Source organism: Streptomyces sp. NPDC053493 (assembly GCF_044544825.1).
GTDB lineage: Bacteria > Actinomycetota > Actinomycetes > Streptomycetales > Streptomycetaceae > Streptomyces.
On the sequence record NZ_JBITXS010000017.1, the window covers coordinates 62,453 to 82,551 of the forward strand.

A 20,099-nucleotide genomic window follows, 5' to 3' on the forward strand; every position below is an offset into this window, starting at 1 on the left:
CTTCCTCGCATGTCGGTGCCGCCACTGGGCAGGATGGCCGCATCCTTGCAGCGCGCATGGGTGGCGTCCAGTAAGTGCAGGCTTACTGTGGCTTGCCTTCATTTGTCGGAATATCGCCGGGATGACGGGGCATGGCTGGTCATGACCACCCCTCGCGGTCTGTCACCATGGATGACATGGGTCAGCCGGAGGGCGGAGCACGCCGGGAAGCAGGAGGGGCGGCGGCGCCGGATCTTCCGCCGGGGCAGCGGCTCCAGCGCGGCTGGCCGGTGACCCACTACGGACCCGTTCCCCGCTTCAAGCCCGAGCGCTGGGAGTTCCGCGTCTTCGGAGCCACCGCCGACGGCGACAAGCGCTGCTGGAACCACGAGGAGTTCTCGGCGCTGCCCTTCGAGACCGTCGTGGCCGATCTGCACTGCGTGACGAAGTTCAGCATGCTCGGTGCCGAATGGGGCGGAGTGCCCGCCCGCACGATCCTCGAGCTCGCTCCTCCCGCGCCCCACGTCACCCACGTCATGGTGTGGGCCGAGTACGGCTACAGCGCCAACATGCGCCTCGCCGACTTCGCCGCGGAGCGCACGATCTTCGCCACCCACAAGGATGGCGAGCTGCTGACCGCCGAGCACGGTTTCCCGCTGCGGCTCGTGGTGCCGCACCTGTACGCCTGGAAGGGCCCGAAGTGGGTCCGGGGCGTGGAGTACATGGCCGCCGACCGGCGTGGCTTCTGGGAGGAGCGCGGCTACCACAACATCGGAGACCCGTGGACGGAGCAGCGCTACTCCTACCAGGAGGAGCCGGGCGACGGCCCTGAGCTCTAGAGCCGGGTGACCTGGCTGTCGTCAGTGGTCAGGGTCGCTGGTCAGTGGTACTGGTGGACGACGGCGTGACCCTTGCCGCGGCCGATCATCCACTTGTTGACGGGCGTCGTCAGGACGAAGGCGATCGCGAGCGAGATCGCGAGCACGATCCAGAACAGCGCCTCCGACAGATGGGCGTCCATGGCGCCCGGCCAGAGGGCGATGACGCCGTTGTCGATCAGCTCCATGACCGCGATGGACAGGGTGTCGGCGGCGAGCGCGACCTTGAAGGCCGTCGTGAAGTCGACGCCGGCCTTGAGGATGCCGCGCAGGGTGAGCGCGTAGCCGAAGAAGAAGGCCAGGACGATCGCGAGGACCATCGTCGGCAGGTTGCCCCAGCCGAACGCGGTGCCGATGATCATGCCGAGGACCTCGCCGATGGCGCAGCCGGTGAGGCAGTGCAGCGTGGCCTGGGCGGCCATGGCCCAGGAGACGGGTCCGTGGCCGTGCGGGTGGGCGTGGTGGCCGTGGTGCTCCGCGTGGCCCTCGTGGCTCTGGTGACCCTCGTGGCTCTGGTGGTGGGCGTGCGGGTCGTGGTGCTCGTGATGCTGGTGGTCGGTGTGCGCGTCGTGCTGCATGGTGCCCCCAACGTCGGGTAGCGGTTCCTCCGTCTCTCAGAAACCGTATACCCCCCTAGGGTATTCCTCAACGCAGTTTCTTCAGCAGCTCCACATCCGCCTTGTGTCCCTGCGGCCCGCCCGGCGTCTCGATGACCAGCGGCACGCCCTCGGTGGCCGGGTGGCTCAGCAGGTTCGCGAACGCCTCCTGGCCGATGTGGCCCGCGCCGATGTTGGCGTGCCGGTCCTTGTGCGCGCCCACGACGTCCTTGGAGTCGTTGGCGTGGATCAGTTTCAGCCGCCCCTCACCGATCACCGCCTCCAGCTCGTCGAGCGTACGGGCGGCGCCGCCCGGGCCGGCCAGGTCGTGGCCCGCGGCGAAGATGTGGCAGGTGTCGAGGCAGATGCCCAGCTTCGGGTGGTGGTCGAGGGCGTCGAAGTACGGGCCGAAGTCCTCCGCCCGCGAGCAGAGCGAGAAGCCCTGCCCGGCCGTCGACTCGATCAGCAGGTACGGGTCGTCCTCGTGCGTCAGCTCGTCGAGCAGCGGCAGCATCCGCTCCCGCACCTGCGCGAGCGCCTCCGCGCGCGGCCGGCCGCCCGTCGCCGAGCCGGTGTGCACGACCACGCCGCGGGCGCCGATCTGCCGGCCACGCCGCAGCGAGTGGCGCAGCGAGTCCACCGACTTCTCCACGGTGGCCTCGGTGTGCGAGCCGAAGTTGATCAGATACGGCGCGTGCACCCAGGCGGACAGGCCCTCCGCCTCGCAGCCGGCCCGGAACAGCTCGTCCTGAGCCGGGTTGCCGGGCGGAGTGGCCCATCCGCGCGGGTTCGCGACGAAGACCTGCACGGTCTCGGCGCCGAGCTCACGCGCGTAACCGAGCCCGTTCGTGGCGAGGCCGCCGGCCACGGGGACGTGACCGCCGACGGGATTGCGCACCGGGGCGGGCACGGACGGGCGGGCGGGTTCGCGCACGAGGTCGGGCATGGGGTCGGGCATGCGCTTCTACAGTCCCTTGATCGTGAGGGTGACGGTGGAGCCCTCGGCGGCGGTCGAACCGCCCTCCGCGGACTGGCCGGCGACCGTGTCGCCGAGGAACGGGAAGGACTTCTCCACCTTCACCTCGAAGCCGGCGGCCTCCAGCTCGGCGCGGGCCTCGTCGGTCTTCATCCCGACGACGTCCGGGACCTCGACCATCCGCGGGCCCTTCGAGACGGTCAGGGTGATCGTGTCGCCCTTGGCGGCCCGGCTGCCCTCGGCGAGCGACTGCGCGGCGACGCTGCCGGCGTCCTCCGGCGAGTTGATCCGCTCCTGCGCCACGGTGACCTTCAGACCGGCGTCCTGGAGCGTGGCGGTGGCGTCGGCCACCGTCTCGCCCCGGACGTCCGGGACGTCGACGGGCGCGCCCTTGCTGACGACCAGGGCGACGGCCGAGTCCGGAGCGCGCTCGGTGCCCGGTTCAGGGTCGGAGCCGATCACCGCGCCCTGGGCGACGGACTCGCTGAACGCGTAGGTGACGACTCCGGCCGCGAGTCCCTCCTCGGCCAGGGTCTTCCTCGCCTCGGCGAGCGGGACGCCCTTGAGCTTCGGGACCTTCACGACCCGCGGGCCGCGGGACAGCGTGAGCGTCACCGTGCCGTTGCCGCGGATCCGCTCGCCGGGAGCCGGGTCGACGGCCATGACCGTGCCCCGCTCGTACACGTCGCTGAAGTCGCGCTTCGTCGTGGCGACGTCGAGGCCGGCGTCGGCGAGGCGCCGGGTGGCCTGGGCCTCCGTCTGGCCGAGGACGGCGGGGACGCGGGTGAACTGGCCGGAGTTGATGTACCAGACGCCGGATCCGATGCCGAGGGCGAGCAGGACGGCGGCGACGACGAGCAGCGGGCCGCGGCGGCCGCGCGGACGGCGCCGCCCGGCCTCCTCCGCGAGCGGCGCCTCGGGCACGGGCAGCATGCTGGTGTGCTCCACCGGCAGCGGCTGGACGCGCGGGATGACGCTGGTGCGGTCCTCGGCGCCGGCGGCCTCCGCCTCCGGGCGGGCCCGCGGCGGCACGGCGTCCAGCTGCTCGTCGCCGAGGGCGGCGCGGGCGTCGCGCACCTCGGCGAGCAGCGCGACCGCGTCGTACGGCCGCAGGTCGGGGTTGCGGGCGGTGGCGCCCGCCACCACCCGGTCCAGCTCCGGCGCGAGGCCGGGCACGGCGACGGAAGGAGCGGGCACGTCGGTGTTCAGATGCTGGTAGAGCACCTGGGCCGGCGTGTCACCGGAGTGCGGCTTGGCCCCGGTCAGCATCTCGTAGAGGACCACGCCGCACGCGTACACGTCGGCGCGGGTGTCGGCGGTGCCGTGCTCGATCTGCTCCGGCGCGAGGTAGGAGACGGTGCCGAGGACGGCGCCGGTGGTGTCGGTGGCGGAGCCCACGGCCCGTACGAGACCGAAGTCGGCGACCTTCACCCGGCCGTCGTCCCCTATCAGGACGTTCTCCGGCTTCATGTCCCGGTGCACGAACCCGGCCCGGTGGGCCGCGCCCAGCGCGGCGAGCACCGGCTCCAGGACGTCCAGCGCGGCGCGGGGCCGGAGCGCGCCGCGCTCGCGGAGCACGTCGCGCAGCGTGCAGCCGGCGACGTACTCCATGGCGAGGTAGACGTACGCGCCGTCGGCGCCCTGGTCGAAGACGCCGACCACGTTGGGGTGGGCGAGCCGGGCGACGGACTTCGCCTCACGCATGAACCGCTCGACGAACGCGGCGTCGGTCGCCAGGTCCGGGTGCATCACCTTGAGCGCGAGCTCCCGGTCGAGGCGGGTGTCCACGGCCCGGTAGACCGTGGCCATCCCGCCGACGGCGATGCGCGCCTCGACGCGGTAGCGGCCGTCGAGCAGCCGCCCGACGAGAGGGTCCTGAAGGGTCGTGTCCACGGCCCCGAGTCTACGAGCCGCCCGGCCCCGCTCCCCGCGCGTGCCCCGGACTGCAGCCCAGCTGTGACGCTGGGCCGTGGTCCGCGGGGCGGCGACGGGCCGGGACGGGGACGGGGCCGGCGCGGGACGGGACCGGGGCAGGCGGGTCCGGCGCGGAGGTCAGAAGGCGGGGCGTTCGGGATCCAGGCGGGCGCGGCCCTCGTGCGGCGAGGACGCCTCCGCGAAGTGGCGGCGAGGGATCCGGCCCGCCCGGTGGGCGAGACGGCCCGCGTCGACCGCGTGCCGCATGGCCTCCGCCATGAGGACGGGTTCCTGGGCGCGGGTCACCGCCGAGGCCAGCATCACCGCCGCGCAGCCCAGCTCCATCGCCAGCGCCGCGTCCGACGCCGTCCCGGCGCCCGCGTCCAGGATCACCGGCACGCCCGCCCGCTCCACGATCAGCTGGAAGTTGTGCGGGTTGCGGATCCCGAGGCCGGAGCCGATCGGCGAGCCGAGCGGCATGATCGCGGCGCAGCCCACGTCCTCCAGCTTGCGGGCGAGGACCGGGTCGTCGTTGGTGTACGGAAGGACGACGAAACCGTCGTCCACGAGCGTCTCGGCCGCCGCGAGCAGTTCCTCGCCGTCCGGCAGCAGCGTCCGCTCGTCGGCGATGACCTCCAGCTTGATCCAGTTCGTGCCGAGCGCCTCGCGGGCCAGCCGGGCGGTCAGGACGGCCTCGCCGGCGGTGTAGCAGCCCGCCGTGTTCGGCAGGACCTGGATGCCGAGCCGCTCCAGGACGGACAGCACCGAGCCCCGCACGCCCGGGTCGAGGCGGCGCATGGCGACGGTGGTCAGCTCCGTGCCGGAGGCGACGAGGGAGCGTTCGAGCACGTCGAGGCTGGGCGCCCCGCCGGTGCCCATGATCAGGCGGGACGAGAACTCCGTACCGCCGAGCAGGAACACGTCGTCGGACATCGCGCTCAGCCTCCCTGCACCGCGGTCAGGACCTCGACCCGGTCGCCGTCGCCGAGCAGCGTCGTGGCCCACTCGCCGCGCGGGACGACGGTCTCGTTGAGGGCGGCGGCGACGCCGGCGGAGGCGGCGGTGAGGGTCGCGACGAGGGCGGCGAGCGACAGCGGGTCCTCGAAGACGCGGACCTCTCCGTTCACGGAGACGGACAACGACGCGTTCATGCGTGCTCCAGGGGTGCGGGGGAGAAGCGGCGGGCGGTGAAGGCGCGGGCCTCGTCCGGCAGCGTGCCGGTGGTGAGGGCCTGCGCCATGACGTCGCCGGTGACCGGGGTGAGCAGCACCCCGTTGCGGTAGTGGCCGGTGGCGAGCTGCAGTCCGGGCAGGGCGCTCGGGCCGAGCAGCGGCGCGTTGTCGGGAGAGCCGGGCCGCAGCCCGGCGCGGGTCTCGGTGAGCGGCAGCTCGGTGATGCCCGGCACCAGCTCGTGCGCGTCGCGCAGCAGCTCGTACACGCCGCCGGCGGTGACCGTGGTGTCCCAGCCGAGCTCCTCGCTGGTGGCGCCGACGACCAGTTCGCCGTTCTCGCGCGGCACCAGGTAGACGTGGCTGCCGCGGACGACCGCGCGCACGGTGCGGGACAGGAACGGCGCGTACGCGGGCGGCACCCGCAGCCGCAGCACCTGGCCCTTGACCGGCCGTACGGGCGGCAGCACGTCCGCCGGCACGCCGTCGAGCCGGCCGCTCAGGCTGCCCGCGGCGAGCACCACCTGCTCCGCCTCGTGCGCGGTGCCGTCGGCGAGCAGCGCGCCGCGGGCCCGGTCCCGTACGACCGTGAGCCGCTCGGCCGCCGAGCGGTGGAAGACCACTCCGGCGCGTTCGCAGGCGGTGACGAGCGCGTCGGCGAGCCGGCGCGGGTCGACCTGGTGGTCGCCGTCCACGCGCAGCCCGCCCCGCACGCCCGGCGCCAGCAGGGGCTCCAGGCGGCGGCAGTCGCGGCCGCTGAGCCATTCCGAGGCCAGCCCGCAGCGGGTCTGCAGGGCGTGGAGTTCGCGCAGATGGGCGCGGTCGTCGGCGTCGAGCGCGACGGCCAGGGTGCCGCAGGCCCGGTAGCCGACGTCGTGGCCGGTGGCCTCGGCGAGCTCGGCGACGAAGCCGGGATAGCGCCGGGCGGACTCGAGATTGAGGCCGAGGAGGGTCTCCTCGCCGTAGTGGAGTTCGGTGACGGCGGCGAGCATGCCCGCCGCCACCCGGGCGGCCCCGCCGCCCGGCTCGGGGTCGGCCACGGCGGTGCGCAGTCCGCGCTGCGCGGCCCGCCAGGCCGTGACCAGGCCGATGATGCCGCCCCCGATGACGAGAACGTCGGATGTGCGTGTACGCGACATGGGCGTCCAGCCCCTCCCTTCGCCGGCATGACCCGGATCAGGTTCGTACGGTCGGAGGCCGGCCAGCCTCCCTCTCAGCCCGGTGCGTCCGGGCTCCCGCGAGTGCTCTACGGCGGCCAGACTAGCCGCCGTCGGCGGACCGCCACAGGGGCCCTCCCTTCCTGACGACCCGTCAGCTGAATAGAGTGGGCGGGTGAGCGAGCAGAGTGAGCAGCAGCAGACGCGCCCGCCGGCGGGCGGGCGGACGCAGGAGCCGACGGGCGCACGGACGCCCGAACTGGCAGGCGGGCGCACATCTGAACCGGCACCGGAACCGGCCTCGGAACCCGTAGCGGAGCGGGCCGGGCGGCACGTCGTGATCGTCGGCGCCGGGATGGCGGGCGTCCAGACCGCCGTCGCCCTGCGCGAACAGGGCTTCACCGGCCCCGTCACCCTGATCGGCGCCGAGCCCCACCAGCCCTACGACCGGCCTCCGCTGTCCAAGGCGGTGCTGCTCGGCAAGGCCGAGGACTCCGCCTTCGACGTCGACTTCGAGGCCCTGGACGTCGCGCTCCGCCTCGGCGTCGAGGTCACCGGACTGCGCGCCGCCGACCACGAGATCGACACCGAGGCCGGCCCCGTCCCGTACGACGTCCTCGTCGTCGCCACCGGCGCCCACCCGCTCACCCTGCCCGGCAGCGAGGGCGTCGCCGGCGTCCACCTGCTCCGCACCCTCGACGACGCCGCCCGCCTGGCACCCGTCCTGCGCGACCGCCACACGATCGTGGTCGTCGGCGCCGGCTGGATCGGCGCCGAGTTCGCCACCGCCGCCCGCGAGGCCGGCTGTGCCGTCACCGTCGTCGAGGCCGCCGGCCGGCCCCTCGCCGGCGCGCTGCCCGCCGAGGTGACCGCGCCCATGGCCGCCTGGTACGCCGAGAGCGGCGCCGAACTCAGGCTCCACGCGCGCGTGGAGCACGTCGAACAGGGCCGGGTCGTGCTCACCGCGGACAGCGGCGACGCCGACGGCACCGGCGCGCCCCGCGAACTGCCCGCTGACGCCGTCGTCGTCGGCATCGGCGCCCGGCCCGCCACCGGCTGGCTCGAAGGCTCCGGCGCCGCCCTCGACCCGAGCGGCGCGCTCACCGCCGACGACCGGCTGCGCACCTCGCTGCCCGACGTCTACGCCGTCGGCGACTGCGCCTCCTTCCCCTCCGCCCGCTACGGCGAACGGCTCCTCGTCCACCACTGGGACAACGCCCTCCAGGGCCCGCGCACCGTGGCCGCGGACATCGTCGGCGGGCCCGCCGCGCCGCCCGAGCCCTACGACCCGGTGCCCTACTTCTGGTCCGAGCAGTTCGGCCGCTTCGTCCAGTACGCCGGCCACCATCCGGCCGGCGACACGCTGCTGTGGCGCGGCGACCCGGCCGACCCGGCCTGGAGCGTGCTGTGGCTGCGCGACGAGGTGCCCGTCGCCCTGCTCGCCGTCGGCCGGCCCCGCGACCTTGCCCAGGGCCGCAGGCTGATCGAGCAGGGCACGCCGCTCGACCCGGCCAGGGCCGCCGACCCGTCCGTACCTCTGAAGGCGGCAGTCCGGTAGGGCCCGACTACCGACTGTCAGTCCGGGATGGCACGCTTGTCCCGTGACCGAGATTGACGCAAAGATCGATGCTCTCGTCCCTGCCTGGCTCTACCTCCCCGACATCGCGGAAATGCTCGACGTCGAGGTGACCCGCGTGCGGCAGCTGGTGAAGGAAGGCCAGCTCATCGCCGTCCGCCGTGGGGAGAACAAGGCGCTGCAGGTGCCGGCCGCCTTCATCCAGGGCGGAAAGGTCGTCAAGGGCCTCGTCGGCACCCTGACGCTCCTGCGGGACGACGGCTTCACCGACGAAGAGATGCTGGAGTGGCTCTTCACTCCGGACCCGACCCTGCCCGGCACCCCGGCGCAGGCCCTCGGCGAGAATCGCGGCACGGAGGTGAAGCGCCGCGCCCAGGCGCTCGCCGTCTGACACACGTCAGCCGAGCACCAGACACCACCCGCGGGTGCCGGGCCGGTCCCACCGGCCGGCCCGGCACCCGCACCACCCGACGGGGGGAAACACCATGTCCACGCCTCGCGCGCTGCTCGCCGACGCCCGGCTCTATCTGTGCACCGACGCCCGGAAGCGCCAGGGCGACCTGCCCGCCTTCCTCGACGCCGTGCTGTCCTCCGGCGTCGACGTCGTACAGCTCCGCGACAAGGGCATGGAGGCGGGCGAGGAGCTGGAACACCTCGCCGTCCTCGCCGAGGCCTGCCGCCGCCACGGCAAGCTCCTCGCCGTCAACGACCGGGCCGACGTCGCCCACGCCATCGGCTCCGACGTGCTTCACCTCGGCCAGGGCGACCTGCCGGTGCCCGCCGCCCGCGCCATCCTCGGCGAGGAGGTGCTGATCGGCCGCTCCTGCCACGCCGAGGAGGAGGTGGCCGCGGCCGCCGCCGAGCCGGGCGTGGACTACTTCTGCACCGGGCCCTGCTGGCCCACTCCCACCAAGCCCGGACGGTACGCGCCGGGACTCGGCCTCGTGCGGTACGCCGCGGGCCTGGCCCAGGACCGGCCTTGGTTCGCCATCGGCGGCATCGACGAGACCAACCTGGACGAGGTCCTGGACGCCGGCGCCCGCCGGATCGTCGTCGTCCGCGCGATCACCGAGGCCGACGACCCGGGCGCCGCCGCGGCCTCGCTCGCCAAGCGGATCCGCGAACGCTCCGCCTGAGCCGAACGGGCGAACCTGCCCCGGACCGCGCTCCGGGGCCCGCTGGCGAGCCCCGGCCCGAGCCCCCGGCCCGAGCCTCCCGGTCCGCGGCTGTCTCGAAACGTGTCCACAACGCGGACTCGGCTTCACCCGGACCTGGACCCCGTCTAACCTGCCCGTATGGCCCTTGGTACCGCTTCCGTCCGCTCGGACCGTGCTCGCACGGTCCGCGACATCCTCGCCTCCGGTGGCACCTCGTACTCCTTCGAGTTCTTCGCCCCCCGGACCGAGAAGAGCGAGCAGAGCCTCTGGAACGCCATGCGCCGCATCGAGGCCGTCGCGCCGAGCTTCGTCTCGGTGACCTACGGCGCCGGCGGCACCACCCGCGGCGGCACCGTCAAGGCCACCCAGAAGATCGCCTCCGACACCACCCTCACGCCGGTCGCCCACCTCACCGCCGTCGACCACTCCGTCGCCGAGCTGCGCAACATCCTCGGCCAGTACGCCGACGCCGGCATCCGCAACATGCTCGCCGTCCGCGGCGACCCGCCGGGCGACCCGCTCGGCGAGTGGGTCGCGCACCCCGAGGGCGTCCGCTACGCCGCCGACCTGGTGCGGCTGATCAAGGAGTCCGGCGACTTCTGCGTCGGCGTCGCGGCCTTCCCCGAGATGCACCCGCGGTCCGACGACTGGGACACCGACGTCCGCCACTTCGTGGACAAGTGCCGGGCCGGCGCCGACTACGCCATCACCCAGATGTTCTTCGACCCGGAGGCGTATCTGCGGCTGCGCGACAGCGTCCAGCGGGCCGGCTGCGAGACGCCGATCATCCCCGAGGTCATGCCCGTGGTGAGCGTGCGGACGCTGGAGCGGCTGCCCCAGCTCAGCAACGCCGTCTTCCCCGCGGACGTGAAAGAACGCATCCTCGCCGTCAAGGACGATCCCGCCGCTGTACGCTCCATCGGTATCGAGTTCGCGACGGAGTTCTGCGCGCGGCTGCTCTCCGAGGGTGTCCCCGGACTGCACTTCATCACGCTGAACAACTCCAGGGCGACGCTCGAGATCTACGAGAATCTCGGACTGCACGAGCAGTCGTGACCGGTCGTACCCGCCCCGACCCGCGGCGGTGGCCGTAGGAGAGGGGCGGGCATGGGGTGGACGGTCCTCTACATCGCGTTCGGTGTCGTGGCGCTGTGGCTGCTGGGTGAGGTGCTGCTCCAGTACAAGGCGCGGCTGCGCTGGCGGCTGCTCGCCTTCAGCGGCTTCCTCGGCGTGGTGGTCGGCGTGCTGCTGCCGTCGGTCCTGGTCATCGTCCTGGGCGCGGCCGCCTTCGCCGTCGGTCAGACCTATGTGACCCTCTCCTTCCGGCGCGGTTTCTCCACCGGCTGGGCGCTGGGCGGCAGCCCGGGCGCCAGCCGCCGCCGCAGGTCCGGCGGCCCGGCCGCGGCCAAGGCGGGCCCGACGCTGGAGGTCAGCGACCTCGCCTACGAGCCGGTGGAGGAGGCCGACGAGGCCGTGACCGCCGCCGGGACCACCGCCGTCTACGAGCCGGTGCCGATGCCCGAGGACACCGGCCAGTACGCGGTGTACGGCACGTCCTACGAGCACCAGGACCAGCACCACGAGCAGCATCACGACCAGCAGCAGCCGCAGTACGGCGACCCGTACGCCGGCGGCTACGAGCAGCAGCCCGCGTACGACTACGGCGCGGGCGCCCAGCAGCACGGCTATGCGGCCTACTCCGACCCGTACATCGGCCAGCAGTACGGCGACCCCGGCCAGCAGTACGGCGGCTACCAGCAGCCCTACGCCGACCCGTACGCGCCCTCGTACACCTACGACACGCCGCCCGGCGGCGTCTGGGTGCCGCAGCAGCGGGACACCGACGAGCCGCAGCCCCAGCAACAGCAGCAGTACGGCTACGGCGAGGACCAGCACTACCGCTACTGAGGGCTGCCGCCGCTGAGGCCTGCCGCTCCTGAGGCGCGGCCTCGGCTGAGGCGCCCGCCTACTGCGAGCCGCGGAAGTCCGCGCCCTCCACGATCAGGCCGGCGACCAGGGCGCCCGACATCCCGGCGTGGGCGAGCCCGCCGCCCGGGTGGGCCCAGCCGCCCGCGAAATACAGGCCGGGCAGCCGGGAGACGTTGCCCGCCGGCAGGAACCGCCCGCCCGCGCCCGCGAGGGCGGGGCCGGGCACCTCGGCGACGCCGGTCTCCCGGAGGGTGTCCTCCGGCGTGCGGACCTCCCGCCACAGCAGCCGCTCGCCCAGCTCCGGCACCGCCGCACCGGCCTGACGCAGCATCCGCTCGGCGACGGCGCTCCAGTCCTGGCCGCCGCCGGTGCGGACGGTCGCGGTCACCGTCACCGACTCATGGGCGTCGTCCGGCCGCAGCGCCGGGTCGTCGGGCCGGAGCACCGTCACCGTCGGCAGCGCACCGGAGGCGTGCACGACCGTGCGGTGCACGGCGCCGGACTCCCGTGCTCCGCGCAGCGCCAGACAGACCGTCACCCGGCCGGTCGCGTCCGGCCGGTCCGGGCGCGAGGCGACGCCCTCGGGCGCCAGCCGGCGGTCGCCGTCGTGGTGCGAGGGCGCCGGCGCGCCCGACACGACGTGGTCCGCCTCGACGTTCTCGCCGCCGGCCAGCTCGATCCCGCACGCCCGGCCGTCCTTCTCCAGGACCCGCTCGACGTGCGCGTCGAAGACGAACTCCACCCGCCGCTGCCGGCAGCGCTCGTACACCGCGTCGGCCAGCGCCCGGATGCCGCCGGCCACGTACCAGCTGCCGAAGGTCTGCTCCAGATACGGCAGGACGGCCGCCGCGGCCGGGGCGGTGGCCGGGTCGAAGCCGTAGCCCCACGCGTACGCGTCGAGGAGCGCGGCGAGCCGCGGATCGCGCAGCTCGCGGGCCCCGACCTGGGCGAGCGTGGTCGTCGGGCGGCGCAGCAGACCGGCCTTGGCCGCCGGATAGGGCTCGCGGCCGAGCGGGGCGAGGTCGGCGGGCTGCGGCTCCTCCAGGAGCGGCCTGCGGGTGCGGTCCCAGGCCTCGCGGGCCCGCACCATGAACGCGCCCCAGCGCTCGCCGGCGCCCGCGCCGAGCGCCGCGTCGAGCGCGGCGGCCGTGCCCGCGCGCGAGGCGTTCGGCAGGTCGGCACGGGTGCCGTCGGCGAAGACATGGCGGCTCGCCGGATCGACCTGGCCGAGCGTCACGCACTCCTCCAGGGGCTGCTTGCCGGTCTTGACGAAAAGATCGCGCCAGACGGCGGGCAGGTGCAGCAGACCGGGACCGGTGTCGAAGCCGAAGCCGTCGCGCTCGAAGCGGCGGACGCCACCGCCGTACGTCGAGCCGCTCTCGTACACCGTCACGCGGTGGCCCGCCACGGCCAGCCGCGCGGCGGCCGCCATGGCGCCGAGCCCCGCGCCGATCACCACAATCCGTGCCATGTCAGGGACCTTATCGGCCCCCGCCGACACCTCAGCCGGAAGGTGGCCGCGCCGCCGCGGCCAGCCGCTTCTCCTCGCGGCGCTGGGCCCTGCGGCGCAGGAAACGGCGGATGCGGTGGGCGAGGAAGCCCAGTATCGCCAGCCCGAGGACGAGCAGCACGGCCGCGACGACCGCCGCGGCGACCGGATGGAACAGGGCGAAGGTGATGATTCCGGCGACGCCGAGGTCCTCCGCCGTGGACAGCGCGATGTTGGAGAAGGGCTCCGGCGAGGTGTTGACCGCCATCCGCGTCCCGGCCTTGACGAGATGGCTCATCAGGGCCGTCGAACCGCCCACCGCGCCCGCCGCCAGCTCGGGCAGCGAACCGGACTGACCCGCGAGCAGCGCCGCGACCACCGCCCCGCTGACCGGCCGGACCACCGTGTGCACCGAGTCCCAGACCGAGTCCACGTACGGGATCTTGTCCGCGACCGCCTCGCACAGGAAAAGGACTCCGGCGGCGATCAGGACGTCGGGCCGCTGCAGGGCCTCGGGCACCTCGTCGGTGAGCCCGGTGGCGCCGAAGACGCCGAGCAGCAGGACCACCGCGTACGCGTTGATCCCGCTCGCCCAGCCGCTCGTGAAGACCAGGGGGAGTACGGACACGTCCGCGATCGTAGCCAGCTCTGAGTATCCGTACCTAGGGCGTGAGATGAGTAGGTACGCGGATGGGCCGTGACCTGCGCGGAAGGAAGAGTGGACCGCACGGAAGGGGCGCGGCTCCGGGACCGCCGGCACGGGGCGGCGGAACGGGGCCGCGCGCCTGCCGGTACGGGGGGAACGGGGGTGCCCCGGGGGCGCACCGAAAGGTGCGGTGGGCACGGGAACAAGCGCCGGTCCGGCGAGGCTCGGGGGGATCGAGCCTCGCCGGACCGGCGCCTTTTCGTCGTGTCTTGCGCGGTGTCTTTGGGTGTGCCGTTCGTCGGCCTTTCGGCCTTCTGACGGGCGGCCTTCCGGCGGGCGGCTTTCTGACGGGCGGGCTTTCGACGGGTGCCGTGCGGCGGCGCGGTCAGCGGCCGCCCACGCGGCCGCGCAGGAGCAGGGAGAGCGCCGCGTGCACGTCGTCCAGGGAGCGCTCGCTCTGGAAGGCCTGCCAGTCGAGCGCCGCCACCAGGACCATGCCGACCAGCGCCGCGGCGGTCAACTGGACGTCGATCTCGTCGCTCAGCTCACCCGCCGCCACGCCCTCCCGCAGCACGTCCTCGACCACCGCGACGGCCTCCTGACGGACCACCAGGAGCGTCGAGTTCCACGCCCGTCCGGTGCGCCAGAGCTCGGCCACGTACAGCTGGGTGAAGGCCGGGTAGCGGTCGATGAAGACCAGGCCCGCCCGGATCATCGCGTCCAGCGCCTCGACCCGGGTGCCGCCCCGCTCCGCCGTCTCCTCGGCCGCCGCCTTCAGGGAGGCGGTGAGGAGCGAGACCCCGTGGCGCAGCAGCTCCTCGAAGAGCTCGGTCTTGCTCTTGAAGTTGTAGTAGACCGTGCCCTTCGCCACGCCCGCCCGCTCGGCGATCTCGTCGACCGTCGTCGCCGAGAAACCCTGCTCCGCGATGAGCGTGACGGCCGCCTCGTAGAGCTTGGCGCGGGTCGCCTGCCGTCTGGTGCTGCTGCTGTCCATGGGCTCGATTCTCACAGGTCCGCCGGAGTTCCCGGCCCTAGAGCGACAGTTCGGGGTGGAGGCGGTCCAGCGTCCACACCTGCTTGCGGCGGGCGGAGACGGCGGTCAGCGCGAGCGCGCCCACGGTGAACGCGGTGAGCACGGCGACCGCCTGCCAGACCGGTCCGACGCCGCCGCCCGTGATGAGCCGGCGCAGCGCCCCGACCACGTACGTCATGGGGAGGTAGGGGTGGATCGCGTTGAAGAAGCCCGGGCTGGTCTGGACGGGATAGGTGCCGCCCGCCGAGGTCAGCTGGAGCATCAGGACCGCGAGCACCAGGATGCGTCCGGCCGCGCCGAAGCGGGCGTTCAGCCACTGGATGATGGCGGCGAAGCAGCAGGTCACCAGGGCGAGGAAGCCGACGGTGCCGGCGGCGCTGGCCATCTGCAGGCCGAGGCCCCAGTGCAGGACGGACATCAGCGCGCCGACCTGGAGGACGCCGATCGCGGCGACCGGCAGCCAGCCCGCGAGCGCGATCCGCCAGGCGGAGGCGCCCGCGGCGAGGGCGCGCCGGTTGAGCGGCTGGATGATCATGTACGCGACCATCGCGCCGACCCAGAGGGAGAGCGGGATGAAGTACGGGGCGAAACCGGTGCCGTAGTTGGGCGCCTTGTGCATCGACTGGGCGGCCAGCTTGACCGGGTCGGCCATCACCTCGGTGCGGCGGTCGCGGTCCTGCTTGTCGTAGTCCGGGATCTTGCTCACGCCGTCCTTGAGGCCGGTCGCCAGTTCGCCCGACCCGCCGGCCAGCTTGAACATGCCGCCGTCGAGCTCTCCCGCGCCCTTCTTCAGCTTGCCGACACCGGTGTCCAGGCCGGCCGAGCCCGAACGGGCGCTGGTCAGGCCGGTGTGCAGCCGGTCGGCGCCCTCGGCGACCTTGTGGGCGCCGGCGTTGAGCTCGTTGATCTTCTTGATGGCGCCCTCGACGTCCTCGTCGAGGTGCGGGGCGCGCCGGGCCAGTTCGTCGGCGTCCTTCTTCAGCTTGGCGAGCCGGGCGTCGAGGGTCTTCAGGTCGCCCTTGCTGTCCTTGGTCATCTCGTGCAGGTCGTCGGCGATCGTCGCCACGTCGTGGGCGGAGACGGAGGCCTTCTTGAGCAGCTCGCAGCCCTTGGCGTCCTTGAGGAGGCTGTTGACGCAGTGCTCGCGGTAGTACGCGGACAGGTCCTGGTCGGCCTGGTGGGCGGCGCTGCGGGCGACCGGCGCACGGCGCACCAGGTCGTCCAGGTTGTGCCGGACGGCGGTCGCCGAGTCGGAGACCAGCTTGGCGGTGTCACGGATCGACTTGCCGTTGTTCGCCAGATAGGGACGGACCTTGGCCGCCTCGCGGTTCACCTTGTCGGCGAGCTGCTGGGTGCCGCCCGCGACCTGGCGGGCGCCCGCCTCCAGGTCCTTGGAGCCCTTGTCGAGCTGCGTGATGCCCGAGGCCAGCTTGCCGCTGCCCTTCTTGGCGTCCTTCAGGCCGTCGGCCAGGCTCTTGGAACCGGCCTTCGCCTTGTCCACGCCGTCCTTGAGCTCACCGGCGCCCTTCGCCGCCTCGGCGGTGGCGTCGTGAAGGTCGGAGAAGGAGATGAAGATCTTGTCCAGGAAGCGCCGCGATGACTTGGTGGAGGCGGCGGTGCGCACCTCGGAGAAGACCGTGCGGGAGATCTGGCCGACGATGTAGTTGTTGGCGTCGTTCGTACGGACCTTGAGGGCGCCGGTCTCGGGGGAGTCGCCGGAACTGGAGGCGATCCGCTCGCTGAAGTCGGCGGGCATGGTCAGGGACAGGTAGTACGTGCCGTCCTCGACGCCCTCGCGCGCCTCCGCGTCGCTCACCTCGTGCCATTCGAAGACGGCGCTGTCGCGCAGGCTCCTGGTGATGTCGGCGCCCGCGGTGATCTTCTGGCCGCCGGTGGTGGCGCCCTTGTCCTCGTTGACGAGGGCGACGGGAATCTTGTCGAGCCTGCTGTACGGGTCCCAGAACGACCACAGGTACAGCGCGCCGTACAGCAGCGGCAGCAGCAGGATCGCGACCATCGCGGCGCGCGGGAGCTTCCCCCTGCCGAACCGCTTCAGCTCAAGCGCGGCGAGCTTCGGCGAGCGCATCGGCGTCCCCCTCCTCGGACTTGTCGGTGTTCTTGGTGGTCTCGGTGTTCTCGGTGGTGTCGGGCTTCTCGGTGCTGCCGGCCGGGGCGCCGGCCGGGGTGGCCGTGGCCGAGGTGTCGGCCGAGCTGTCGGCCGGGGCGGTGTCGGCCTGGGGCGCCGGGGCGTCGGCCGTGGCGGTGCCGGCCGTGGAGATCCGCAGGGCGCCCTCCGGGGCCTCGCTGCACACGGCGAGGACGGTGGTGCCGGACGCGGCGACGGACCGCAGCAGGCCCCAGGCCTCGGCGCGGTCGGCGTCCGAGAGCTTGAGGTCGGTGTCGTCCACGGCGAGCAGCCGGGGCCGGCCGATCAGGGCGAGCGCGATCGACAGGCGCAGCGCCTCCAGGCGCTCCAGGTCGCGTACGGCGGTCCGCTCGTCCTTCGGCAGCGTGGCCACGTCCAGACCGGCGGCCGCCAGGGCCTCGTCGATCCGGGCCCGCGCGGCGGCGGAGCGCTCGGCCGGCCGCCGCAGCAGGGCCTTGAGCGAGCCGTCGAAGCGGCGCTGCAGCAGGGCCCGTTCGCGCAGGTGCTCGGCGACGGTGAGGGCCGGGTCGAGGTCGCTGACGCCGGGCACGTGGCCGAGGGCGCTGATCCGGCGCACGGCCGCCATCTTGCGCGGCAGCCGCAGCCCGGCCACCTCGGCGTGGCCCTCGTGGGCCTTCATCCGGCCGGTGAGCGCGAGCAGCAGACAGGTGCGGCCCGAGCCGGACGGACCCTCGATCGCGACGAGGGTCCCGGGCGCGGCGTCGAGGCCGATCCCGCGGAACGCCCAGCCGCGCGGGCCCTTCAGGCCGAAGCCGTCCGCGACGACGGCGGCGCCGTGCGGCTCGTCCGGGTTCGCTTCCACGATCCCCCCTGGGAACTTTTGAACTGACCGGTCAGTGCAAAAAGTTACCCGTTCGTAGGCGAAGAGGCAAAAGACCAGGTCAACCTGATTGTCAGTGGGGCCGTGCACGATGAACACATACGGCCACAGCGCCGTCACCCGACGACAGGAGGCTCGTCATGGCCGGCCACTCCGCCGCAGCCACGCCCCGGCGCCGCTCCACCGGTCGCCCTGCCCCCGCCCAGCCCGGACCCGCGTCCGACATCCACCCGGTCCTGCGCCGCACCTCGGCACCGCCCGCCGCCCTCGACCTGCTCGCCAAGGCCAGGGCCGGACTCGACGAGGCCGCCGCGCTCGACGTGCCGAACGAGCGCTACGCCACCGCCCACCTCGCCGCCCTGCGCACCGCCGCCGCGGTGCTCGCCGCCCGCGGCCGCCCCGAGCGCGATCCCCGCAAGCGGGCCCGCATCCGCAGCGCCTGGGAGGTGCTGCCCGAGATAGCCCCCGAGCTCACCGAATGGAGCGCCCTGTTCGCCGCCGGCGCCGACCGCCGGGCCCGCGCCGAAGCGGGCATCGCGGGAGCCGCCGGCCGGCGGGACGCCGACGACCTGCTCAGGGACGCGGCCGTCTTCCTGCGCCTGGTCGAGCGGCTGCTCGTGCTCCAGCCGGTGCTGCCGCGCCAGCCGGGACCGGAGGAGGCGGCGGGATGATCGGGAGATCCCGCCCGAGGCCATAGGGTGGAGGCGTTCGTACCCGTCACCGAGGAGTCAACAGCCGTGTCGGACCCTTCCCCCGCCTCCGGTCGAGAGGCGACCACGCGCCCGTCGCGCGCCTCCCTGCGCACCGCCGTCGTCTGGGACGTCCTCAAAGACGCCCTCGACCGGCGGGTCAAGGCCACCGGGAAGGACAGCCTCGATGTCCTCGACACGGGCGGCGGCTCCGGCAACTTCGCGGTGCCGGTGGCCCGGCTCGGCCACCGCGTCACCGTCGTCGACCCCAGCCCCAACGCCCTGTTCGCCCTGGAGCGGCGGGCCGCGGAGGCCGGCGTCGCCGACCGCGTGCAGGGTGTCCAGGGCGACATCCGCGGCCTGTTCGACGTGGTCGGGCGCGAGGGCTTCGACATCGTCCTGTGCCACGGCGTCCTGGAGTACGTGGACGACCCGGCCGAGGGCGTGCGCAACGCGGTCGCCGCGCTCCGCTCCGGCGGGAGCCTCAGCCTGCTCGCCGCCGGGCTCGGCGGCGCCGTCCTGGCCCGAGCCCTCGCCGGCCACTTCACCGAGGCCCGGCACGCCCTGACCGACCCGGCCGGCCGCTGGGGCGACGGCGACCCGGTGCCGCGGCGCTTCACCGCCGACCAGCTCACCGAAATCGCCGCCGACGCCGGCCTCGAGGTGGGCGCGGTGCACGGCGTGCGGGTCTTCGCCGACCTCGTCCCCGGCGTCCTCGTCGACACCGAGCCCGGCGCCGCCGAGGCCCTGCTCAAGCTGGAGGCGGCGGCCGCGGAGCTGCCGTCCTTCCACGCCGTCGCGACCCAGCTGCACGTCCTGGGCGAGAAGCGCGACTGAGCCCCGCCACCCGCACGGAGGCGCCCCGGAGCCATGCGCGCCGGGGCGCCGCCGTATGCGCTGAGCAGCGACGCAGTCGCGCATGGAGTACGCCACAGCCCGCCCGGACGGGGACTTGTCCCCGTATGATCGGGGGACACCATCCGGCATGACGGGGAGGGGGCTGGGGAATCAACGCCTCAGCATCCGAACCGCATGGCGGCCCGGATTGGCGATTTGGCATTGAGGGCGGGTTTCACGGGGGCGATTCCCTGCCTATCCTGAAAGGGCCGCAATCCGGTCGCCCCCGCGACCGACGACGAGGAGGACTCCGTGCCGCTCTCGGAGCACGAGCAGCGAATGCTCGAGCAGATGGAGCGAGCGCTGTACGCCGAAGATCCCAAGTTCGCGACAGCGCTCGAGGGAAGCGGACTGCGTACGTACACCCGGCGACGGGTCTACCAGGCAGTCGCCGGCTTCCTGGTGGGTATCGCGCTCCTCATGGCCGGAATGGTCGCCCAGCAGATCTGGATCAGCGTGGTGGGATTCCTCGTCATGCTGGGCTGCGCGGTCCTCGCGGTCACCGGATGGCGCAAGGCGCCGAAGCCGGGAGAGCAGCTGCGGGGGGCCGCCGGTGGTGGTGGCCGTCAGGCCCGACAGCGACGCTCGATGATGACGCGCATCGAAGAACGGTGGCAGCGCCGCCGCGACGAACAACAGGGCGGCCCCCACTAACCCAAGCCCCCATGGGCCCGCACCCCCAGGTGCGGGCCCACACCCATCCCTGCGCCCGCTCGCGCGCCGCCCTCCAGGCCCTGCCCGCGCCTGCTTGCGCGGCGCCCCCTCGCGCCCCCGCCCCGTGGGGCGGCGCCCACGCCCGTACGGACCCGCGCCCGGCCTCGTGCGGGTGGCGCCTGCTTCCCGGCGGGCCGCGCCCTTGCGGGCTTCGCCCTGCGCCGCGGGCCGCGCCTGCTTGCGCGGCGCGCCGATCCACCCCCGTGCGGGCCGCGCCCGCTTGCGCGGCGCGCCGTGTCACCTCCGTGTGGGCATTCGTCCCGCTGGGGCGGGACGGGTGGGCACACGGGACGGCGCCCTTGCGGGCGCGTTC

General features: G+C 73.7%; 20 protein-coding genes and 1 riboswitch. Of the genes, 9 read left to right on the forward strand and 11 right to left on the reverse strand.

Annotation, left to right across the window (positions count from 1 at the left end; genetic code table 11):
• Positions 1–167: 167 nt before the first annotated feature.
• Positions 168–818, forward strand: coding sequence for a sulfite oxidase-like oxidoreductase (locus ACIGO8_RS31770; protein WP_399737862.1), 651 nt, complete (start codon positions 168–170; stop codon positions 816–818).
• 41 nt (positions 819–859) lie between these two features.
• Here the strand turns inward: ACIGO8_RS31770 and ACIGO8_RS31775 are convergent, their stop codons facing one another.
• The 6 genes from ACIGO8_RS31775 to thiO all read right to left on the reverse strand — a co-directional run bounded on the left by ACIGO8_RS31775 (position 860) and on the right by thiO (position 6,651).
• Positions 860–1,435, reverse strand: coding sequence for a DUF4396 domain-containing protein (locus ACIGO8_RS31775; protein ID WP_399737864.1), 576 nt, complete (start codon positions 1,433–1,435; stop codon positions 860–862).
• Positions 1,436–1,502: 67 nt separating this feature from the next.
• Positions 1,503–2,411, reverse strand: a complete 909-nt coding sequence (locus ACIGO8_RS31780; protein WP_399737866.1) for a deoxyribonuclease IV — start codon at positions 2,409–2,411, stop codon at positions 1,503–1,505.
• A 6-nt stretch (positions 2,412–2,417) separates the two neighbouring features.
• Entirely contained in the window at positions 2,418–4,322 is a 1,905-nt protein-coding gene (gene pknB / locus ACIGO8_RS31785; protein WP_399737868.1) for a Stk1 family PASTA domain-containing Ser/Thr kinase, read from the reverse strand.
• A gap of 159 nt (positions 4,323–4,481) precedes the next feature.
• The gene (locus ACIGO8_RS31790) at positions 4,482–5,276 is read right to left on the reverse strand and encodes a thiazole synthase (protein WP_399737870.1); all 795 of its coding nucleotides are present in this window, start codon (positions 5,274–5,276) and stop codon (positions 4,482–4,484) included.
• 5 nt (positions 5,277–5,281) lie between these two features.
• On the reverse strand, positions 5,282–5,494 hold the full coding sequence (gene thiS, locus ACIGO8_RS31795; protein ID WP_399737872.1) for a sulfur carrier protein ThiS: 213 nt from the start codon (positions 5,492–5,494) through the stop codon (positions 5,282–5,284).
• The gene (gene thiO / locus ACIGO8_RS31800) at positions 5,491–6,651 is read right to left on the reverse strand and encodes a glycine oxidase ThiO (protein ID WP_399737874.1); all 1,161 of its coding nucleotides are present in this window, start codon (positions 6,649–6,651) and stop codon (positions 5,491–5,493) included. The genes thiS and thiO overlap by 4 nt, the downstream gene beginning before the upstream one ends.
• A riboswitch (TPP riboswitch) is annotated at positions 6,649–6,761 on the reverse strand. Its footprint overlaps the gene before it by 3 nt.
• Positions 6,762–7,006: 245 nt before the next feature.
• Between thiO and ACIGO8_RS31805 the strand changes: the two genes are divergently transcribed.
• The 5 genes from ACIGO8_RS31805 to ACIGO8_RS31825 all read left to right on the forward strand — a co-directional run bounded on the left by ACIGO8_RS31805 (position 7,007) and on the right by ACIGO8_RS31825 (position 11,310).
• Positions 7,007–8,227 (forward strand): NAD(P)/FAD-dependent oxidoreductase, encoded by a 1,221-nt coding sequence (locus ACIGO8_RS31805; RefSeq protein WP_399737876.1) that lies wholly within the window; start codon positions 7,007–7,009, stop codon positions 8,225–8,227.
• A gap of 43 nt (positions 8,228–8,270) precedes the next feature.
• Positions 8,271–8,636, forward strand: coding sequence for an Rv2175c family DNA-binding protein (locus tag ACIGO8_RS31810; protein ID WP_399737878.1), 366 nt, complete (start codon positions 8,271–8,273; stop codon positions 8,634–8,636).
• A 94-nt stretch (positions 8,637–8,730) separates the two neighbouring features.
• Complete coding sequence (gene thiE / locus ACIGO8_RS31815) at positions 8,731–9,381, forward strand: thiamine phosphate synthase (protein WP_399737880.1); 651 nt, start codon at positions 8,731–8,733, stop codon at positions 9,379–9,381.
• 159 nt (positions 9,382–9,540) lie between these two features.
• Complete coding sequence (metF, locus tag ACIGO8_RS31820; RefSeq protein ID WP_399737881.1) at positions 9,541–10,458, forward strand: methylenetetrahydrofolate reductase [NAD(P)H]; 918 nt, start codon at positions 9,541–9,543, stop codon at positions 10,456–10,458.
• A gap of 51 nt (positions 10,459–10,509) precedes the next feature.
• On the forward strand, positions 10,510–11,310 hold the full coding sequence (locus ACIGO8_RS31825; protein WP_399737883.1) for a hypothetical protein: 801 nt from the start codon (positions 10,510–10,512) through the stop codon (positions 11,308–11,310).
• A gap of 58 nt (positions 11,311–11,368) precedes the next feature.
• Here ACIGO8_RS31825 and ACIGO8_RS31830 read toward each other — a convergent pair whose 3' ends face one another.
• The 5 genes from ACIGO8_RS31830 to ACIGO8_RS31850 all read right to left on the reverse strand — a co-directional run bounded on the left by ACIGO8_RS31830 (position 11,369) and on the right by ACIGO8_RS31850 (position 17,468).
• Complete coding sequence (locus ACIGO8_RS31830) at positions 11,369–12,802, reverse strand: phytoene desaturase family protein (RefSeq protein WP_399737885.1); 1,434 nt, start codon at positions 12,800–12,802, stop codon at positions 11,369–11,371.
• Positions 12,803–12,833: 31 nt separating this feature from the next.
• A complete protein-coding gene (locus tag ACIGO8_RS31835) occupies positions 12,834–13,448 on the reverse strand; it encodes a DUF4126 domain-containing protein (RefSeq protein WP_399737887.1) in 615 nt (204 codons plus the stop codon).
• Between the two features lie 403 nt (positions 13,449–13,851).
• Positions 13,852–14,460, reverse strand: coding sequence for a TetR/AcrR family transcriptional regulator (locus ACIGO8_RS31840; protein ID WP_399737889.1), 609 nt, complete (start codon positions 14,458–14,460; stop codon positions 13,852–13,854).
• A 37-nt stretch (positions 14,461–14,497) separates the two neighbouring features.
• Positions 14,498–16,585, reverse strand: coding sequence for a YhgE/Pip family protein (locus tag ACIGO8_RS31845; RefSeq protein ID WP_399737891.1), 2,088 nt, complete (start codon positions 16,583–16,585; stop codon positions 14,498–14,500).
• Positions 16,557–17,468: an ATP-binding cassette domain-containing protein gene (locus ACIGO8_RS31850; protein WP_399737893.1), complete on the reverse strand. Its 912-nt coding sequence runs from the start codon at positions 17,466–17,468 to the stop codon at positions 16,557–16,559. The genes ACIGO8_RS31845 and ACIGO8_RS31850 overlap by 29 nt, the downstream gene beginning before the upstream one ends.
• Before the next feature lie 158 nt (positions 17,469–17,626).
• Here ACIGO8_RS31850 and ACIGO8_RS31855 point away from each other — a divergent pair, with 158 nt between their 5' ends.
• The 3 genes from ACIGO8_RS31855 (at position 17,627) to ACIGO8_RS31865 (ending at position 19,726) form a co-directional block, all read left to right on the forward strand.
• Positions 17,627–18,157 carry an SAV_6107 family HEPN domain-containing protein gene (locus ACIGO8_RS31855; protein ID WP_399737895.1) on the forward strand — a complete coding sequence of 177 codons (531 nt, stop codon included), beginning with the start codon at positions 17,627–17,629 and terminating at the stop codon, positions 18,155–18,157.
• A 66-nt stretch (positions 18,158–18,223) separates the two neighbouring features.
• Complete coding sequence (locus ACIGO8_RS31860) at positions 18,224–19,012, forward strand: methyltransferase (RefSeq protein ID WP_399737897.1); 789 nt, start codon at positions 18,224–18,226, stop codon at positions 19,010–19,012.
• Between the two features lie 312 nt (positions 19,013–19,324).
• Positions 19,325–19,726 (forward strand): DUF3040 domain-containing protein, encoded by a 402-nt coding sequence (locus ACIGO8_RS31865; RefSeq protein ID WP_399737899.1) that lies wholly within the window; start codon positions 19,325–19,327, stop codon positions 19,724–19,726.
• The last annotated feature ends 373 nt before the right edge of the window (positions 19,727–20,099 follow it).

Coding starts and splice junctions, on each gene's coding strand:
- ACIGO8_RS31845 (WP_399737891.1), bottom strand. CDS start 16,585: ATGCGCTCGCCGAAGCTCGCCGCGCTTGAGCTGAAGCGGTTCGGCAGG.
- ACIGO8_RS31830 (WP_399737885.1), bottom strand. CDS start 12,802: ATGGCACGGATTGTGGTGATCGGCGCGGGGCTCGGCGCCATGGCGGCC.
- ACIGO8_RS31770 (WP_399737862.1), top strand. CDS start 168: ATGGATGACATGGGTCAGCCGGAGGGCGGAGCACGCCGGGAAGCAGGA.
- ACIGO8_RS31855 (WP_399737895.1), top strand. CDS start 17,627: ATGGCCGGCCACTCCGCCGCAGCCACGCCCCGGCGCCGCTCCACCGGT.
- thiE (WP_399737880.1), top strand. CDS start 8,731: ATGTCCACGCCTCGCGCGCTGCTCGCCGACGCCCGGCTCTATCTGTGC.
- ACIGO8_RS31825 (WP_399737883.1), top strand. CDS start 10,510: ATGGGGTGGACGGTCCTCTACATCGCGTTCGGTGTCGTGGCGCTGTGG.
- ACIGO8_RS31790 (WP_399737870.1), bottom strand. CDS start 5,276: ATGTCCGACGACGTGTTCCTGCTCGGCGGTACGGAGTTCTCGTCCCGC.
- thiS (WP_399737872.1), bottom strand. CDS start 5,494: ATGAACGCGTCGTTGTCCGTCTCCGTGAACGGAGAGGTCCGCGTCTTC.
- ACIGO8_RS31775 (WP_399737864.1), bottom strand. CDS start 1,435: ATGCAGCACGACGCGCACACCGACCACCAGCATCACGAGCACCACGAC.
- ACIGO8_RS31780 (WP_399737866.1), bottom strand. CDS start 2,411: ATGCCCGACCCCATGCCCGACCTCGTGCGCGAACCCGCCCGCCCGTCC.
- thiO (WP_399737874.1), bottom strand. CDS start 6,651: ATGTCGCGTACACGCACATCCGACGTTCTCGTCATCGGGGGCGGCATC.
- ACIGO8_RS31840 (WP_399737889.1), bottom strand. CDS start 14,460: ATGGACAGCAGCAGCACCAGACGGCAGGCGACCCGCGCCAAGCTCTAC.
- metF (WP_399737881.1), top strand. CDS start 9,541: ATGGCCCTTGGTACCGCTTCCGTCCGCTCGGACCGTGCTCGCACGGTC.